Genomic DNA, 17,483 nt, shown 5'->3' with positions numbered 1-17,483 from the left:
GGGGCTCCGCCGTTCGCTGCCAACTCGCAGGCAACAAAAAACCCGGCCGAAGCCGGGCTTTTCGCACACAAAGGGAAGAACCGATTACTCGCCAGCCGCGTGACGCGCCTGCAGCTCGTCTTCCTTCTGGCGATCGAAGAAAGCCATGATCTTGCTCATGATCGGGAACGTCCCGTCGCGACCCAGCGCCGACACCAGGAACCACGGCTCCTTCCAGCCCAGATCCGCAATGATCTGCTCGGCCGCCGCCTTGGCCTCGTCCTCGAACATCAGGTCGGCCTTGTTCAGCACCAGCCAGCGCGGCTTCTGCAGCAGCTCCGGATCATGCCGCTCCAGCTCGCGCTCGATCGCACGCACCTGCTCCACCGGCGAAATTTCCACCCCGCCTTCCATCGGCGAGATGTCCACCAGGTGCAGCAGCAGACGGGTGCGCTGCAGGTGGCGCAGGAACTGCGCGCCCAGGCCAGCGCCGTCGGCAGCACCTTCGATCAGGCCGGGAATATCGGCGATCACGAAGCTGCGGTAGTTTTCCACCTTCACCACACCCAGGTTCGGGTACAGCGTAGTGAACGGGTAATCGGCCACCTTCGGCGTCGCCGCCGAGACCGCGCGGATCAGCGTGCTCTTGCCGGCATTCGGGAAGCCCAGCAGGCCGACGTCGGCCAGCAGCTTCAACTCCAGCTTCAGCGAGCGCTCTTCGCCTGGCTCGCCCGGCAGCGCCTGGCGCGGCGAGCGGTTGGTCGAGCTCTTGAAATGCATGTTGCCCAGGCCGCCGCGGCCGCCCTTGGCCACCAGCAGGCGATCGCCGTGCTGGGTCATGTCACCGATCACTTCATCGGTGGCCACGTTGGTCACCGTGGTGCCGACCGGCACGGTGATGACCAGGTCTTCGCCACCCTTGCCATAGGCCTGGCGGCCCATGCCGTTCTCGCCGCGCTGCGCCTTGAAGATGCGGTCATGGCGGAAGTCGACCAAGGTGTTGAGGTTTTCGTCGGCGCGGATCCACACGCTGCCACCGCCGCCGCCATCGCCACCATCGGGGCCACCGAGCGGGATGAACTTCTCGCGACGGAAGCCGATACAGCCATTGCCGCCGTTGCCGGCGAACACTTCAATTTCTGCTTCGTCTACCAGTTTCATTTTTCGATGCCTGCGATGGGCGCGGCAGCCTGCCGTCGCCTTGGGATTCTACTGCCCCGGCGTCGCCAGGGCTCGGCCACCTGCGCGGTGGACCGGATGTACGTCGAAACTACCTGCTGCATCCAACGAAAAACCCCGCCGAAGCGGGGCTCTTCTGCAGCGCACCCATGACTGGCATGGGCGCCAGCCGCGCCTGGATCAGGCTTCGGCCGAAACCACGCTGACGGTGCGACGCTTCTTCGCACCCTTCACCGAGAACTCCACCTTGCCGTCCACGAGGGCGAACAGGGTGTGGTCACGGCCGAGGCCAACGCCGGTACCCGGGTGGAACTGGGTGCCGCGCTGACGCACGATGATGTTGCCGGCGTCGATGGCCTGGCCACCGAAGATCTTCACGCCGAGGTACTTCGGGTTGGAGTCGCGACCGTTGCGCGAAGAGCCTACGCCTTTTTTATGTGCCATGACCTATCTCCTTACTTGCTGCCACCGGCAATGCCGGTGATCTCGATTTCGGTGTAGTACTGACGGTGACCCTGGCGCTTCATGTGGTGCTTACGGCGACGGAACTTGATGATCCGGACCTTGTCGGCACGACCCTGGGACAGGACGGTGGCAGTGACCGCAGCGCCGCTCAGGGCGTCGCCGATCTTGATGCCATCGCTGTCGCCGAGCAGCAGGATGTTGTCGAACTTGATCTCGCTGCCGACTTCGACTTCGAGCTTTTCCACGCGGAGCTTTTCGCCCTGCGCGACGCGGTATTGCTTACCGCCGGTGACCAGTACTGCGTACATGACCAGACTTCCTTTGTAGTTATTGTGGTCTATTAACTGCCGCCATCGAGGGCAGACAGGAGCGGAATTGTACCGGCACGCCCGGCCTGGGTCAACCCTCCCCCACACCCCGCAAACCCAGGCGCGACAAGGCCTTCATCACCCTGTACGCCAATCTCATGTGCTGCGACTGGCGGCTGGCATTGTCGCCCATTGCCCCCATCTGGTCTGCTCGGTAGGCTGCTTGATTGCCGTCCCCGACGCCCTTCCTGCTGGCCGGGCCCCAGCCCAAGCCCCCAACACCGGATCCCCCATGGCGATGGATTTCATCCGCATCCGCGGCGCGCGGACGCACAACCTCAAGAACATCGATCTCGATCTGCCGCGTGACAAGCTGATCGTGATCACCGGCCTGTCCGGCTCGGGCAAGTCCTCGCTGGCGTTCGACACGATCTACGCCGAGGGCCAGCGCCGTTACGTGGAATCGCTGTCGGCCTACGCCCGCCAGTTCCTCAGCGTGATGGAAAAGCCGGACCTGGACCACATCGAAGGCCTGTCCCCGGCCATTTCGATCGAACAGAAATCGACCTCGCACAACCCGCGGTCGACCGTCGGCACCATCACCGAAATCTACGACTACCTGCGCCTGCTGTATGCACGCGTGGGCACCCCGCGCTGCCCCGACCACGGCTATCCGCTGGAAGCGCAGACGGTCAGCCAGATGGTCGACCACGTGCTGACCCTGGACCCGGAACAGCGCTACATGCTGCTGGCCCCTGTGATCCGCGACCGCAAGGGCGAACATGCCCAGGTGTTCGACCAGATGCGCGCGCAGGGCTATGTGCGCGTGCGCGTGGATGGAGTGCTGTATGAAATCGACGAGGTGCCGCCGCTGGCGCTGCGCCAGAAGCACACCATCGAGGCGGTCATCGACCGCTTCCGCCCGCGCGAGGACATCAAGCAGCGCCTGGCCGAAAGTTTCGAAACCGCGCTGAAGCTGGGCGACGGCATGGTCTCGGTGCAGTCGCTGGACAGCCCCGAAACCGCCCCTGCACTGTTCTCCTCGAAGTATTCCTGCCCGGTCTGCGATTACTCGCTGCCGGAGCTGGAACCGCGCCTGTTCTCGTTCAACGCACCGATGGGCGCCTGCCCCGGCTGCGATGGCCTGGGCATGGCCGAGTTCTTCGATCCCTCGCGCGTGGTCGTGCACCCCGAGCTGCCGCTGTCGGCCGGCGCGGTGCGCGGCTGGGACCGTCGCAATGCCTATTATTTCCAGCTGATCGCCTCGCTGGCCAAGCACTACAAGTTCGACGTGGACGCGGCCTGGAACACCCTGCCGGCCAACGTACAGAAGGCGGTGCTGTACGGCAGCGGTGATGAAACCATCAGCTTCACCTACTTCACCGAAGCCGGTGGGCGCACCCAGCGCAAGCACCGCTTCGAAGGCATCATTCCCAACCTGGAACGCCGCTACAAGGAAACCGAATCGGCGGCGGTGCAGGAAGAACTGGGCAAGTACATCAGCGAACAGAGTTGCCCGGAGTGCAAGGGCGCGCGCCTGAACCGGGCCGCGCGCAACGTGTTCGTGGCCGACCGTCCGCTGCCGGACCTGGTGGTGATGCCGATCGACGATGCGCTGAAGTTCTTCAGCACGCTGAGCCTGCCCGGCTGGCGTGGCGAGATCGCCAGCAAGATCGTCAAGGAGATCGGCGAGCGCCTGGGGTTCCTGGTCGACGTGGGCCTGGATTACCTCAGCCTGGAGCGCAAGGCCGACACGCTGTCCGGCGGCGAAGCCCAGCGCATCCGCCTGGCCTCGCAGATCGGCGCCGGCCTGGTCGGCGTGATGTACGTGCTGGATGAGCCGTCGATCGGCCTGCACCAGCGCGACAACGAACGCCTGCTCGGCACCCTCACCCGCCTGCGCGACCTCGGCAATACGGTGATCGTGGTCGAGCATGACGAAGATGCGATCCGCCTGGCCGACTACGTGCTGGACATCGGTCCGGGCGCGGGCGTGCATGGCGGCGAGATCGTCGGCCAGGGCAGTCTGCAGGACATCCTAGACGCACCGCGTTCGCTGACCGGCCAGTACCTGTCGGGCAAGCGTGCGATCGAAATCCCGGCGCGCCGGCACAAGCCGAACCCGAAGATGACCCTGCACCTGCGCGGGGCCAGCGGCAACAACCTCAAGAACGTCGACCTGGCCATTCCGTCGGGCCTGATGACCTGCATCACCGGTGTGTCCGGCTCGGGCAAGTCGACGCTGATCAACGACACGCTGTTCTCGCTGGCCGCCAACGAGATCAACGGCGCGTCGCACGATATCGCCCCGTACAAGGAAATCGACGGGCTGGACCTGTTCGACAAGGTGGTGGACATCGACCAGTCGCCGATCGGTCGCACCCCGCGCTCGAACCCGGCGACCTACACCGGCCTGTTCACGCCCCTGCGCGAGCTGTACGCCCAGGTGCCCGAAGCCCGTGCGCGCGGCTACTCGCCGGGCCGCTTCAGCTTCAACGTGCGCGGCGGCCGCTGCGAAGCCTGCCAGGGCGATGGCCTGATCAAGGTGGAGATGCACTTCCTGCCGGACGTGTACGTGCCCTGCGATGTCTGCCACGGCAAGCGTTACAACCGCGAAACGCTGGAGATCCTGTACAAGGGCTACAACATCAACGACGTGCTGCAGATGACCGTTGAAGATGCGCTGAAGCTGTTCGAGCCGGTGCCGAGCATCGCGCGCAAGCTGGAAACGCTGGTCGACGTGGGCCTGAGCTACATCAAGCTGGGCCAGAGCGCGACCACGCTGTCCGGCGGTGAAGCGCAGCGCGTGAAGCTGTCCAAGGAACTGTCGCGCCGCGATACCGGGCGCACGCTGTACATCCTGGACGAGCCGACCACCGGCCTGCATTTCCATGACATCGAAGCGCTGCTGGGCGTGCTGCACAAGCTGCGCGACGAAGGCAACACGGTGGTGGTGATCGAGCACAACCTGGACGTCATCAAGACCGCCGACTGGATCGTCGACCTGGGTCCGGAAGGCGGCCATCGCGGTGGCACCATCCTGGTCACCGGCACCCCGGAAGACGTGGCGGCCTGCCCGACCTCGTACACCGGCCAGTTCCTTGCCAAGATGCTGCCCTCGGTCAGCGCGCGCCCGGACAAGCCGGCGGCGGTGGCCAACAAGCCCGATGCGCGCCCGCCGCGCAAGGTGAAGCCGGAGCCGAAGAAGAAGGCCGCCGCGGCCAAGAGCACCGGCACCCCCAGCAAGTCCGCGACGACCAAGACCACCGCTACGCGCAAGAAGAAGGACGCCTGATGAGCACCGAGCACAAGATCCTCGCTCGCATCCCGATCAGCGTGCGCTGGCGCGACATGGACAGCATGGGCCACGTCAACAACGCCAAGTACATCTCCTACCTGGAAGAGGCGCGCGTGCGCTGGATGCTGGGCGTGGAAGGCGTGGCGATGACCGACCGCATCGCGCCGGTGGTGGCCGCCACCAACGTCAACTACCGGCTGCCGATCGTGTGGCCCAACGACATCGTGGTGGAACTTTTCGTGGAGCGGCTGGGCAACAGCAGCGTGACCATCGGCCACCGCATCGTCGACCAGCAGGACGAATCACGCCTGTATTCGGACGGCAACGTGGTGGTGGTCTGGATGGACACCCAGACCGGCAAGAGCGCCCCGCTGCCCGACGCCGTGCGCAACGCTTCCACCTGAGGTAGTGACGGCCGTCGCCTTGGTGGGTGACGACCGTTGGTCGTCACGCGCGTAACCGCGCACACCTGAGGCAGCGACGGCAGTTCCCTTGGTGGGTGACGACCGTTGGTCGTCACGCGCGGTGATGCGACCGCCCGCCGCGCTCACCTGAGGTAGTGACGGCCGCTGGCCGTCATGCTTCTGCCCCACCGCTTGCCGCTGCGCTCGCCGAGCGTGGCTATGCCGGCCGTCCTGGCCGGCACCCTCCGGGTCGTCGCAGGCGACGTTGGCAGCGGCTCCTGCCGCTGCCTTCGGCGCTACCGGTCAGCGGCCGGCCGCGCGCACTTGAAGCGTCGCCGCCGCTTCGCCGCCACCTTCCAGCTGCAGCACCAGCGGCAGCGCCTGCCCGTCCTTCAGCGAGGCCTTGGCCTGCATCAGCATCAGGTGCTTGCCCCCCGGCTTGAGTTCAACCATCGCACCGGCCGGCAGCACCAGATGGTGCAGGTGCTGCATGCGGCTGACGTCGCCCTGCAGCGTGGTTTCATGCAACGACACCTCGCTGAAGGCCGCACTGCGTGCGCCGATGATCGTCACCGCGCTGCCGCAGCGGTTGTGGATCGTGCCGTAGCCGGCCGTCATCGCCATCGCCGCGCCAGGCGGCAACCGCGCCCATCCGTCTTTCAACTGCAGGCACGCCACCGGCGCGGCCGCCGCCGCTCCCGATGCTGCGAATGCACACAACGCGAACAATACGCCAACGCATGGTTTGGTTATCATCGGACCACGTTCCCTCCCGGCAAGAGATCGCAGCATGACCACGCTCATCGAGGTGTACAACCATGGACCGATCCGCGAACTGCGCCTGGCGCGGCCGCCGGTCAATGCACTGGACACCGACCTCTGCCGGCAGTTGATCCACGCCGTAGAACAGGCCATGGCCGAAGACGTGCATGGACTGGTGCTGTCGGGCAACGAACGGGTATTCACCGGCGGCATGGACGTGCCCCACCTGCTGTCGCATGGCGACGACCAGCACGCCCTGCTGGACAGCTGGAACGCGTTCTTCGGCGCGGTGCGCACGCTGGCCGAAAGCCGTATCCCGGTCGTGGCGGCGCTGACCGGGCACGCCCCGGCCGGTGGCTGCGTGCTGGCCTTGTGCTGCGACTACCGGGTGATGGCGCGCAGCACCGACCCCGCGCAACCGTTCGCCATCGGCTTGAATGAAGTACAGGTGGGCCTGGTGGCACCGGAAGGCATCCAGCGCCTGCTGCGCCGCGCCGTGGGCGTGCACCGGGCCGGGATCCTGCTGACCACCGCCGCCATGGTGCCGGCCGAGCAGGCCCTGCAGATCGGCCTGGTGGACGAGCTGGCCGACGGCGACCTGGTCGTGGCGCGCGCCGTGGCCTGGCTGCAGCGGCTGCTGACGATGCCGCGCCAGCCGATGCTGCTCACCCGCGCGATTGCCCGCCAGGACCTGCATGACGCCCTGCACCCGGACCTGATCCGCCTGGATCGCTTCGTCGAAGCCTGGTATGCGCCGGATGCGCAGCAGGCACTGCAGGCGCTGGCGGCCCGGCTCGGCAAGGGCTGATCACCGGGCAACCGCGGGCAGCGCCGGCCGGGGGCTGCTGCACGGCCGCCCGGCTATAATCACGGCCTGTTCCGACACCGGCTGTCCCCCTTGAACGACACGCACGAACCCGTCGTCTCCGAGTTGATCGACCTGCTCACTCTGGAGCGGCTGGAAGACAACCTGTTCCGTGGCCAGAGCCGCGACATCGGCACCAAGTACGTGTTCGGCGGGCAGGTGCTCGGCCAGGCGCTGGCCGCTGCCCAGGCCACGGTGGACAACGGGCGCCACGTGCATTCGCTGCACGCGTACTTCCTGCGTGCGGGCAATATCGACCACCCGATCGTGTACGACGTTGACCGCACCCGCGATGGCGGCAGCTTCTCGGTACGCCGGGTGACCGCGATCCAGCACGGCAAGGTGATCTTCTTCTGCGCGGCCTCTTTCCAGCAGGAAGAAAGCGGTGCCGAACACCAGCACAAGATGCCCGAGGTGCCGCAGCCGGAAGACATCGAACCCAACCGCCCGCTGCCGCCGGAGGTGCTCGAGCGGCTGCCGATCAAGGTGCAGCGCTGGCTGTCGCGGGGTGGCCCGTTCGAATTCCGCCACGTCTACCCGCGCGATGAGCTCAACCCGCCCAAGCGCCCGCCCTACCACCAGGTCTGGTTCCGCCTGACCGAACCGGTTGGCGATGCACCGGAACTGCACCAGGCGCTGTTGGCCTACGCCTCGGATTTCCACCTGCTGGGCACGGCGACCTTCCCGCACGGCATCAGCTACTACCAGCCGCACGTGCAGATGGCATCGCTGGACCACGCTATCTGGTTCCACCGCCCGTTCCGCGCCGACGACTGGCTGCTGTATTCGCTGGACAGCCCGAGCGCACAGGATTCGCGCGGGCTGGCGCGCGGGCAGTTCTTCGACCGCCACGGTCGCCTGGTGGCGAGCACCGCGCAGGAAGGCCTGATCCGCGTGGTGCCTGACAGCGCTGCCGCCGCTGCCGTGCCGGCCAAGGACTGAGGAACGCGCGATGAGACAGATTTTCAGCAGCCAGCGCGTGGAAACCGTGGAGGGCGTGGCCGAACTGCTGCGCAGCCACGACATCGAAGTGCGCGTGACCGATGGGCGCACGTACCACAGCAAACGCCGCGGCCAGTTCAGCTATCTCGACCAGAGCAAGAACATCCGCCACCCCACGGTATGGGTGGTGCGTGCGGACGACCAGCCGCGTGCGCGCGAGATCCTGCGCGACGCGCGCCTGCTCGACACCACCCGCCGTGACCACCCGACCGCCGAGTTCGCTTTCCGCGAAACCGAAGCGCCGTCGAGCGGACGCGGCTGGGCCTGGCGCATCCGCATCGCTCTGTTGGTGGTGATCGCCGGCGTGGCCTTGTTCATCGCCATGGGCCATCGCGGCGCAGAGCAGCCGGCTGCCCCGGCGCCCGCCCCTGCCCCGCAGCAGCAGCCCGCTGCGCCGGCCGCCCCGGCCGAGGAAGAAGAAGTCCGGGTGCGCATCCAGCCGTCCACGTCGCAACCCTGAGGCGGTAGTGACGGCCGCTGGCCGTCATGGCGGTGGGTGACGACCGCTCGCCGTCATGGCGGTGGGTGACGACCGCTCGCCGTCATGGCGGTGGGTGACGACCGTTGGTCGTCACGCTGTTGCAGTTGCCTCCAGAGCCGTGACGACCAACGGTCGTCACCCACCAGGGCCATCTTCCACCAGAGGTCATCCCCACCAAAGGCTCCGCGCATTCCGGGCTGACGGCCAGCGGCCGTCACTACCGTCGCCCGCATTCCGCCGTGGCGACCGCGGTCACATCCTGCGCGGTGCTCCGTCTTGGGACACAATCCCCGCAGGAGCGCCGCCCATGACCGCAGTAGCCGCAAGCATCGATGACACCCTGCACCGCGAGCTGCCTGCCGCGGCCGATGGCTGCCAGCATGCCTACGGGCGCATCGTGCTGGCCTGCCAGAACACGGTGACCGCCATCGCGCTGGCCATCACCCGCGACCGCCACGCCAGCGAAGACATCGCCCAGGAAGCGTTCGTGCGCGGCTGGCAGCAGCTTCGCCAGCTGCGCAACCCGTCCAGCTTCATGCCATGGCTGCGCCAGATCACCCGCAACCTGGCCCGTGACTGGCTGCGCAGCCAGCGCGGCCGCCCGCTGTCGGGCGAAGCAGCGGAGCTGGCGATCAGCATGGCCGCCGATCCCGCCCCCGGCGCGGCCGACCGCCTGCTGCGCATCGAAGAAGAAGTTGCCGCCGAGGACATCATTTCCTCGCTGCCGGAAGAAAGCCGCGAAGTACTGTTGCTGTATTACCGCGAAGGCCAGCGCTCGCAACACGTCGCCAGCCTGCTCGGGCTCAGCGACGCAGCCGTGCGCAAGCGCCTGTCGCGTGCCCGCGGCATGGTGCGCGAGGGCCTGCTGCAGCGCTTCGGTGAGTTCGCGCGCAGCAGTGCGCCCGGCGCTGCGTTCGCCACCACGGTGGTGTCGATGCTGATGGTGGCCGCGCCGGGCACCGCCAGCGCAGCCATCGTTGCGCTGGGTACCGGCGTAGGCGTGGGCGGCAGCAAGCTCGGCCTGGGCGGTGCCAGTGCATCGGCCGGTACCGCGCTCGGTTCGTTGACCGCGGCGGCCGGGCAGTTTCCAGTTTTCAGCGATCACCTCAGCGTAGGCGCGATGATCGGCGCAGCGGTCGGCGGCACCGCCTTCAGTTACCTGGGTGGCCGCTACCTGATGTCGTTCGCCGAATCACCGCCGGAACGCACGCAGATCCGGCGCTTCGTGCACCTCAACACCTTCACCGCGATGGTGGTCTGCGTGACGGTACTGGTGTTGTCACTGCTGGCACTGCCGGTATGGGTGGACCTGTCCGCGCTGGTCGCGGGCCTGTCGCTGGTCTGCTGGCAATGCCTGGTGCCGCTGCGGCGGATCATGCAGCCGTTGATCGACCGCGATGCCGAACGGCGGGGACTGCAGGGCCAGAAGAACTGGACCTACGAAGCGCTGTACGGCAAGCACGGCATGATCGGCGCAGGCATCGGCGCATTGATCGTGGTCGGCGCATTGCTGTGGAGAAACGGCGCGCTGTAAGCCAAAGCGGTGACGACCACAGGCCGTCACCGCACTTCACACCGGTAGTGACGGCCGCTGGCCGTCAATTTTCCAAGGGCCGCTAACAGTCAATTTTCCTTGGGCCGCTGGCCGTCAGCCACGCCTCAGCGTGCCGCTGGACGCGCCGGACCCTTCGGCCCCTGGCCCTCGTGGCGCGGGCCACGCATCGGGCCCTTGGCCGCATCGAACTCGGCCTTGCTCAGCTGGCCGTCCTTGTTGGTGTCAGCCGCGGTGAACCAGGCATCACGATGTTGCTTCATGCGCAGCTCGCGATCCGCCTTGTCCAGGAAGCCATCCTTGTTGATGTCCATCTGGTCGAAGCGCCCGGCCAGGCGCGGATCAGCGGCCGCCTCCTGGCGGCTGATGCGGCCATCCTTGTTGGTATCCAGACGGGCCAGCTGCTCGGCATGGCCACGCCCCGGGCCGCGATGCCCGTGCTTGCCGCGCGGCCGCTCTTCGCGGGACAGCTTGCCGTCCTTGTTGGTGTCGAGCTGGTCGAAACGTTCGGCCAGGTGCGGCGCAGCAGCAGCTTCGCTGCGATCGATGAAACCGTCGTTGTTGGTGTCCAGCTTGACCGGGCGCTGCGGCGCCGGCGGCGCATCGGCGGCCAGGGCGATACCGGTGGCGGAGGTGCTCAGCAGCAGGGCCAGCAGCAGGGGGGTACGCAGGGTCATGGGGTCACTCCAGTAGAAGGGGACGGGGTGCTTTTCAATCACCCTCGAAGGACAACAACGCCTGGACGCAGCCGCGGTTGACGTCGGCCCCGGACGCGTTCATTTGGCAGACAGTCGCGGCCACTGCGACAGCCGGACGGTATGCTGTGGGCATGGCGATACACGGCGACCGAGACGACGAACTGAGGCTGTTCCAGACCGGCGAGCACCCCTGTGGCTACTGGCCGGAGCGGACCGCGCGCGACCTGGTGCTGGACCCGCATGACCGGCGCCTGGGCGGCCTGTACCCGATGGCGCTCAGCTGGGGCTTCCGCCGCAGCGGCGACCTGGTCTATCGCCCGCACTGCGCCCAGTGCCATGCCTGCGTGGCGGTGCGCATTCCCGTGCAGCGCTTCGCCCCGGATCGCAGCCAGCGCCGCTGCGTGGCGCGCAATGCCGACCTGGAAGTGCGCATCACCGCTGCCGCCCCCCGCGAGGAACTGTTCGCGCTGTACCACCGTTACCTGGCCCATCGGCATGCCAACGGCGGCATGGATACCCACGGCCCACACGAATTCGAACAGTTCCTGATCGGCAGCTGGTCGCGTACGCGCTTCCTGGAAATCCGCCTGCCACCGCCGCAGGGCGGGCCGGGCGAACTGATCGGCGTGGCCGTCACCGACGTCACCGATCAGGGCCTGTCGGCGGTCTACACCTTCTTCGACCCGGACCATGCGCAGCGCGGGCTGGGCACCTTCGCCATCCTGCAGCAGGTGGCCTGGGCACAACGCGAATCGCTGCCCCACCTGTACCTGGGGTATTGGATCCGCGACCACATGAAGATGGATTACAAGCGCCGGTTCCGCCCACTGGAAGCCTACGACGGCCGGCGCTGGAACGAATTCGATGGCGAACTGGCCGGACGCTGACAAGCCGCTGACACAGGCGCCGGTGCACAATACCGCCCATGAAAATTCCTGCCTTCAGCCTCCCCGCCCTGACCGTCGCCGTGGCCCTGCTGTGCAGCGCCTGCGCCCAGACCCCCGAGCGTGCCGCCGCGATGCCTGATGCCTCCACTCCGTTGCGCCTGGCCACCTACAACACCTCGCTGTACTCCGACCAGACCGGCGGGCTGATCGCCGAACTGGAAGGCGACAGTGCGCACGCGCGCAAGATCGCCGCGGTGCTGCAGCAGGTGCGCCCGGACCTGGTGCTGCTCAACGAATTCGACTACGACGATGCGCACCGCGCCGCCGATCTGTTCCAGCAGCGTTACCTGGCCGTGGCCCAGCCCGGTGGCGGTGAGCCGCTGAACTTTGCTTACCGCTATCTGGCCCCGGTCAACACCGGCGTGCAGAGCGGGCTGGACCTGGACAACAACGGCGAAGTGGGCGGCGAAGGCCGTGCCCGTGGCAACGACGCGTGGGGCTACGGCCTGCACCCGGGCCAGTACGGCATGCTGGTGCTGTCGCGCTATCCGATCGACGAAACCAAGGTGCGCAGCTTCCAGCTGCTGAAGTGGAATACCCTGCCCGGCGCGATCCGCCCGGTCGACCCGCGCACCGGCAAGAGCTTCTATTCCGATGCGGTGTGGTCGCAGTTGCGGCTGTCGTCCAAATCGCACTGGGACGTGCCGGTGCGCACGCCGTCGGGCGTCGTGCACGCGCTGGTCTCCCACCCTACCCCGCCGGTGTTCGATGGCCCGGAAAAGCGCAACGCCGCGCGCAACCATGACGAGCTGAAGCTGTGGCAGGAATACCTGTCCGCCGGTGACAAGCCGTGGCTGTGCGACGACCAGCAGCGCTGTGGCGGGCTGGCGCAGGACGCGCGCTTCGTGATCCTGGGCGACCTCAACAATGACCCGGTGGACGGCGATGGCCGCCACGAAGGCATCCTGGAACTCATCGAGCATCCGCGCGTGCTGCGCCATGCCACGCCGTCCAGCATCGGCGGCGAGCAGACCAGCCTGGCCTACGCCGCCAAGGGCATCGCGCGTCGCGGCGCCCCACAGCACGCCACCGGCGATTTCGGCCCGAAGTCCGGCACGATGCGGCTGGACTACGTGCTGCCCTCGGTGGGCTTCGCCTATGCCGGTGGCGGCGTGTTCTGGCCAGCCGAAGGCACCGACGAAGCGAAGATCGCCGACGGCAGCGACCACCACCTCGTCTGGGCCGACGTGAAGTAAGTCAGGGCTTCAGGGTGACGCCGATGGCGGCGGCGGCCTCGCGGGCGATCGCGCGGGCCGCGTCGGTGCTGTCGGCGCGCGCCAGGGTCACCCCGACGCGGCGGTGGCCGTGCACGCTCGGCTTGCCGAACAGGCGCACCGCGGTGTCCGGCACCTGCAGCGCGGCGGCGACATCGGTGAAGTACGGCACGCCTTCGCCATGGGCGAGCAGCGCGCAGGATGCGCTCGGTCCGCCCTGGCGGATCACCGGGATCGGCAGGCCGAGGATCGCGCGCGCGTGCAGGGCGAACTCGCTCAGCTCCTGCGAGACCAGGGTGACCAGGCCGGTGTCATGCGGGCGCGGCGACACTTCGCTGAACCACACCTCGTCGCCCTTCACGAACAGCTCCACGCCGAACAGTCCCCAGCCGCCGAGGTCATCGGTGATCGCCCGGGAGATCTCCTCGGCGCGCGCCAGCGCGGCGGCGGACATGGCCTGTGGCTGCCAGCTTTCGCGGTAGTCGCCGTCCTTCTGCAGGTGGCCGATCGGCGCGCAGAACGAGGTACCGCCGGCATGCCGCACGGTCAGCAGGGTGATTTCGTAATCAAAATCGATGAAGCCCTCGACGATGCAGCGGCCCGCACCGGCGCGGCCGCCGGTCTGTGCATAGGCCCAGGCCGGGGCGATGTCTGCTTCGCTGCGCAGCGTGCTCTGGCCCTTGCCCGAAGAGGACATCACCGGCTTGACCACGCACGGCAGGCCGATCGCCTGCACGGCGGCGATGTACTCCGCTTCGGTGTCCACGAAACGATACGGCGAGGTCGGCAGGCCCAGCGTTTCCGCCGCCAGCCGGCGGATGCCTTCGCGGTCCATGGTCAGTCGCGCCGCGCGCGCGGTCGGTACCACGCGCAGGCCCTGTTCCTGCTCCAGCTGGACCAGCGTCTCGGTGTGGATGGCCTCGATTTCCGGCACCACCAGGTGCGGCTTTTCCAGCGCGATCAGCTCGCGCAGCGCCATCGCATCCAGCATGTCGATCACATGCGCGCGGTGCGCGACCTGCATCGCCGGGGCATCGGCGTAACGGTCGGCAGCGATCACTTCCACGCCCAGGCGCTGCAGCTCGATGGCCACTTCCTTGCCAAGTTCGCCCGATCCCAACAGCAGGACGCGGGTGGCGGAGGGGGACAACGGGGTTCCGAATGCGGACATGGCGGCGTTCCAGCGTGCAGGTGTAGGCGGGTGGGCATTCTAGCCGGTCGCCCCCTGCCTGCCGACGGACGGCACTTGCAGACTGATATCAATTTGATATCTTTCGACCCAGACCCTCAAGGAAGTCCCGTCATGAAAGAGAAGCCGATCCGCTCCCTCAACGGCTTGGCCGTGCTGGCCGCCGTTGTGCTCATCGCCGGCCTTGCCGGCCTGGTGTTCCTGCTCGGCGCCGCGGGCGCGAACGGGATGCGCCCTGCCCCGATGCTGCTGTTGGGCAGCGTTCTGGTGATGCTCCTGGCCCTGCTGTCCTTGGCCGGCCTGTACACCGTGCAGCCCAACCAGGCGGCGGTACTGAGCCTGTTCGGCAAGTACGTCGGCACGGTCAAGGACAACGGCCTGCGCTGGAACAACCCGTTCTTCGCCAAGCGCCGGGTCAGCCAGCGCGTGCGCAATTTCGAAAGCGGCAAGCTGAAGGTCAACGAGCTGGACGGCAGCCCGATCGAGATCGCCGCGGTGATCGTCTGGCAGGTGGTGGATGCGTCCGAGGCGGTCTACAACGTCGACGACTACGAAAGCTTCGTGCATATCCAGTCCGAGTCGGCGCTGCGGGCGATGGCCACCAGCTACCCGTATGACCAGCACGAGGAAGGCCAGCTGGCCCTGCGCAGCCACGCCAGCGAGATCTCGCTGCACCTGAAGAACGAACTGGCCGAGCGCCTGGCCGATGCCGGCGTGCAGATCATCGATGCGCGCATCAGCCACCTGGCCTATGCCGCGGAAATCGCCCAGGCCATGCTGCAGCGCCAGCAGGCCAACGCGGTGATCGCCGCCCGCACGCGCATCGTGGCCGGTGCGGTCGGCATGGTGGAAATGGCGCTGGCCGAACTGCAGAAGAACGGCGTGGTGCAGCTGGACGAAGAGCGCAAGGCGCACATGGTGAGCAACCTGCTGACCGTGCTGTGTTCCGATCGCGGCACGCAGCCGGTGGTCAATGCCGGTTCGTTGTACTGAGCCGTGTTGACGGTGCCCTGCGGGCCATTGGCCGGCATCCATCGTTGAGCTAGGAGTATCCATGAGCGAGAAGAAAGCCTATCCACTGCGCATCAACGCCGATGTCCTGGCGGCGACGCAGCGCTGGGCCGACGACGAGCTGCGCAGCCTCAACGCCCAGATCGAATACATGCTGCGCGATGCATTGCGCAAGGCCGGACGGCTGCCGAAACCCACCCCTTCGCAGGAGAGCAAGGAATGAGCAGGAACCTTGGCAGGCGCGCGCCGCGCATGATGGTCGCCACCACGCTTTCGCTGCTGGCCGGGATCGCCAGCGCCGCTGAACCGGCGCAGGTGGCCACGCAGTTGCTGGACCACCTGCAGGCCGGCCGCGTGCAGGACACCGCCGCCATGCTGACCCCGGCGATGGCCGCTGCCGCCCCGGCTGATCGCCTGCAGGTGCTGTGGAATTCGCTGGGCGAACTGCAGCAGCGGGGGCAGCCGACGGTGAGCGAGCAGCAGGGCATGCATCTGGTGGAAGTGCCGTTGCGCTTCGCCGGTGCGGCGGTCAACGCGCAGGTCGCGGTGGATCCGCAGGACCGGATCGCCGGCCTGCTGCTGCGCCAGGCAGCGGCCGAAAAGGCCGCTCCGCCACCGGCCGATGCGACCTACCGCGAGCTGGATTTCAGCGTGCCGCAGGCGCGCGGTGCGCTGCCGGGCACGCTGGCCCTGCCCAGCGGCAAGGGACCGTTCCCGGCCGTGGTGCTGGTGCACGGATCCGGCCCGCAGGATCGCGATGAAACCATCGCCGCGAACCGGCCCTTCCTGGACGTCGCGCGCGGCCTGGCCGCGCATGGCATTGCCGTGCTGCGTTATGACAAGCGCAGCAAGGCGCGGCCGCAGGATTTCCAGCAGCCGTTCGATGTCGACGACGAAACCACCGACGATGCAATCGCTGCGTTGACTGCCCTGGCTGCGGACCCGCGCATCGATGGCCAGCGCGTGTTCGTGCTCGGCCACAGCCAGGGCGGCATGCTCGCTCCCCGCATCGCCACGCGCTGGCCGCAGGCACGCGGGGCGATCCTGTGGGCCGCACCCGCGCGCACCCTGCTGGACCTGCTGCCCGAGCAGAACCGTTACCTGTTGAACCTGGATGGCAGCATCAGCGAGGCGGAACAAGCCTTCCTGGACACACTCGATACGCAGATCGCGGCGGCGCGCAGCGCCACGCCGGCCGCCGCCAGCGCGCTGCCGCTGGGCGTACCGCAGGCGTTCTGGAAGAGCATCGAAGCAGTGGACGCGCGCGCCGACGCCAAGGCCCTGCGCAAGCCGCTGCTGATGCTGCACGGCGGCCGCGATTTCCAGGTGCCCGACACCGACTGGACGCTCTGGCAGGCGGCGCTGCAAGGGCGCAGCGATGTGCAGTGGAAACGCTACCCGTCGTTGAACCATCTCGGCATCGCCGGCAGCGGCCCAGGCTCGTTGAAGGAGTACACCCAGCCCGGGCATGTCGATCCGCAGCTGATCGACGATACCGCACGCTGGATCGAGGCGCAGCGATGAGCGGCGGCAGTGATCCGCGCCGCTTCGCGGTGAGTGATGGCTCGCCACTGCGCCTGCTGTGGATCATCTCGCCGCTGCTGCTGTTCGTCGGCCTTAGCCTGTATCACCTGCGCCAGCCCGCCGAAGCCGGCGCGATGCCGTTCGCGATCACCCTGACCCCGCCCTACTTCACCCTGCACGGCAGCGCGGCGTGGAGCCTGGCCATCGCCGCGCTGCTGACCGTGCTGCTGTGCGGGCTGTTCTTCCGGCGCCGGGTGCAGCTGGATGGCAACGTGCTGAGCGTCCATTCAACGTTCTATCGGAAGCACACCCCGGTGGAGCAGATGGACCTGCCGAACGCGGCCGTGGTTGACCTGAAACAGGATCGGCGACACGGCCTGCGGCACAAGACCAACGCCTACAGCATGCCGGGCTTCCACTCCGGCCACTATCGCCTGCAGGATGGCGGCAAAGGCTTTGCGCTGGTGACCGATGTGCACCGCGTACTGGTGATTCCGGTGCGCGACGGCCCCACGCTGTTGCTGAGCATGGCCGAACCCCAGTCACTGCTGGATGCCCTGCGCCGCGCCGCCACGCCTGCGCGCCGTCCGCGCTAAGCTGGGCGC

At 67.5% G+C, this 17,483-nt stretch carries 18 protein-coding genes; 12 read left to right on the top strand and 6 right to left on the bottom strand.

Features of this window, described 5'->3' with window-relative positions:
* Positions 1 to 84: 84 nt before the first annotated feature.
* The 3 genes from cgtA to rplU all read right to left on the bottom strand — a co-directional run bounded on the left by cgtA (position 85) and on the right by rplU (position 1,931).
* Positions 85 to 1,140 (bottom strand): Obg family GTPase CgtA, encoded by a 1,056-nt coding sequence (gene cgtA / locus ABB28_RS12100; protein ID WP_057508871.1) that lies wholly within the window; start codon positions 1,138 to 1,140, stop codon positions 85 to 87.
* 198 nt (positions 1,141 to 1,338) lie between these two features.
* Positions 1,339 to 1,602 (bottom strand): 50S ribosomal protein L27, encoded by a 264-nt coding sequence (gene rpmA, locus ABB28_RS12095; RefSeq protein ID WP_042615145.1) that lies wholly within the window; start codon positions 1,600 to 1,602, stop codon positions 1,339 to 1,341.
* A gap of 11 nt (positions 1,603 to 1,613) precedes the next feature.
* On the bottom strand, positions 1,614 to 1,931 hold the full coding sequence (rplU, locus tag ABB28_RS12090) for a 50S ribosomal protein L21 (RefSeq protein WP_042615146.1): 318 nt from the start codon (positions 1,929 to 1,931) through the stop codon (positions 1,614 to 1,616).
* A 292-nt stretch (positions 1,932 to 2,223) separates the two neighbouring features.
* Here rplU and uvrA point away from each other — a divergent pair, with 292 nt between their 5' ends.
* Both uvrA and ABB28_RS18490 read left to right on the top strand, forming a co-directional pair.
* Positions 2,224 to 5,226 (top strand): excinuclease ABC subunit UvrA, encoded by a 3,003-nt coding sequence (gene uvrA, locus ABB28_RS12080; RefSeq protein ID WP_057508869.1) that lies wholly within the window; start codon positions 2,224 to 2,226, stop codon positions 5,224 to 5,226.
* Positions 5,226 to 5,633 (top strand): acyl-CoA thioesterase, encoded by a 408-nt coding sequence (locus tag ABB28_RS18490; protein ID WP_057508868.1) that lies wholly within the window; start codon positions 5,226 to 5,228, stop codon positions 5,631 to 5,633. The genes uvrA and ABB28_RS18490 overlap by 1 nt, the downstream gene beginning before the upstream one ends.
* Positions 5,634 to 5,936: 303 nt before the next feature.
* Here ABB28_RS18490 and ABB28_RS12070 read toward each other — a convergent pair whose 3' ends face one another.
* On the bottom strand, positions 5,937 to 6,389 hold the full coding sequence (locus ABB28_RS12070) for a copper chaperone PCu(A)C (protein ID WP_057508867.1): 453 nt from the start codon (positions 6,387 to 6,389) through the stop codon (positions 5,937 to 5,939).
* A 34-nt stretch (positions 6,390 to 6,423) separates the two neighbouring features.
* Between ABB28_RS12070 and ABB28_RS12065 the strand changes: the two genes are divergently transcribed.
* From ABB28_RS12065 to ABB28_RS12050, 4 genes are all read left to right on the top strand, one after another.
* Entirely contained in the window at positions 6,424 to 7,203 is a 780-nt protein-coding gene (locus ABB28_RS12065) for an enoyl-CoA hydratase/isomerase family protein (protein WP_057508866.1), read from the top strand.
* 90 nt (positions 7,204 to 7,293) lie between these two features.
* The gene (gene tesB / locus ABB28_RS12060; protein WP_057508865.1) at positions 7,294 to 8,202 is read left to right on the top strand and encodes an acyl-CoA thioesterase II; all 909 of its coding nucleotides are present in this window, start codon (positions 7,294 to 7,296) and stop codon (positions 8,200 to 8,202) included.
* Between the two features lie 10 nt (positions 8,203 to 8,212).
* The gene (locus ABB28_RS12055) at positions 8,213 to 8,722 is read left to right on the top strand and encodes a hypothetical protein (protein WP_057508864.1); all 510 of its coding nucleotides are present in this window, start codon (positions 8,213 to 8,215) and stop codon (positions 8,720 to 8,722) included.
* A gap of 328 nt (positions 8,723 to 9,050) precedes the next feature.
* Positions 9,051 to 10,277 carry an RNA polymerase sigma factor gene (locus tag ABB28_RS12050; protein WP_057508863.1) on the top strand — a complete coding sequence of 409 codons (1,227 nt, stop codon included), beginning with the start codon at positions 9,051 to 9,053 and terminating at the stop codon, positions 10,275 to 10,277.
* Positions 10,278 to 10,402: 125 nt separating this feature from the next.
* Here ABB28_RS12050 and ABB28_RS12045 read toward each other — a convergent pair whose 3' ends face one another.
* Complete coding sequence (locus ABB28_RS12045; RefSeq protein WP_057508862.1) at positions 10,403 to 10,972, bottom strand: EF-hand domain-containing protein; 570 nt, start codon at positions 10,970 to 10,972, stop codon at positions 10,403 to 10,405.
* Positions 10,973 to 11,124: 152 nt separating this feature from the next.
* Between ABB28_RS12045 and ABB28_RS12040 the strand changes: the two genes are divergently transcribed.
* Positions 11,125 to 11,880: an arginyltransferase gene (locus ABB28_RS12040; RefSeq protein ID WP_057508861.1), complete on the top strand. Its 756-nt coding sequence runs from the start codon at positions 11,125 to 11,127 to the stop codon at positions 11,878 to 11,880.
* Positions 11,881 to 11,918: 38 nt separating this feature from the next.
* A complete protein-coding gene (locus tag ABB28_RS12035) occupies positions 11,919 to 13,136 on the top strand; it encodes an endonuclease/exonuclease/phosphatase family protein (protein WP_057508860.1) in 1,218 nt (405 codons plus the stop codon).
* A 1-nt stretch (position 13,137) separates the two neighbouring features.
* Here the strand turns inward: ABB28_RS12035 and purT are convergent, their stop codons facing one another.
* Positions 13,138 to 14,325 (bottom strand): formate-dependent phosphoribosylglycinamide formyltransferase, encoded by a 1,188-nt coding sequence (gene purT, locus ABB28_RS12030; RefSeq protein ID WP_057508859.1) that lies wholly within the window; start codon positions 14,323 to 14,325, stop codon positions 13,138 to 13,140.
* 132 nt (positions 14,326 to 14,457) lie between these two features.
* Between purT and ABB28_RS12025 the strand changes: the two genes are divergently transcribed.
* The 4 genes from ABB28_RS12025 to ABB28_RS12010 all read left to right on the top strand — a co-directional run bounded on the left by ABB28_RS12025 (position 14,458) and on the right by ABB28_RS12010 (position 17,474).
* Entirely contained in the window at positions 14,458 to 15,336 is an 879-nt protein-coding gene (locus ABB28_RS12025; RefSeq protein WP_057508858.1) for an SPFH domain-containing protein, read from the top strand.
* A gap of 61 nt (positions 15,337 to 15,397) precedes the next feature.
* Positions 15,398 to 15,577, top strand: a complete 180-nt coding sequence (locus ABB28_RS12020; RefSeq protein ID WP_057508857.1) for a type II toxin-antitoxin system antitoxin — start codon at positions 15,398 to 15,400, stop codon at positions 15,575 to 15,577.
* Positions 15,574 to 16,878 (top strand): alpha/beta hydrolase family protein, encoded by a 1,305-nt coding sequence (locus tag ABB28_RS12015; RefSeq protein WP_245625336.1) that lies wholly within the window; start codon positions 15,574 to 15,576, stop codon positions 16,876 to 16,878. Before ABB28_RS12020 ends, ABB28_RS12015 begins: the two co-directional genes overlap by 4 nt.
* Positions 16,875 to 17,474 (top strand): hypothetical protein, encoded by a 600-nt coding sequence (locus ABB28_RS12010; RefSeq protein WP_057508856.1) that lies wholly within the window; start codon positions 16,875 to 16,877, stop codon positions 17,472 to 17,474. Before ABB28_RS12015 ends, ABB28_RS12010 begins: the two co-directional genes overlap by 4 nt.
* The last annotated feature ends 9 nt before the right edge of the window (positions 17,475 to 17,483 follow it).

This window comes from Stenotrophomonas chelatiphaga, assembly GCF_001431535.1.
GTDB classification, from domain to species: Bacteria; Pseudomonadota; Gammaproteobacteria; order Xanthomonadales; family Xanthomonadaceae; genus Stenotrophomonas; species Stenotrophomonas chelatiphaga.
Note: the sequence above shows the minus strand (reverse complement) of the source record. Positions and strands in the feature narration are given on the sequence as shown.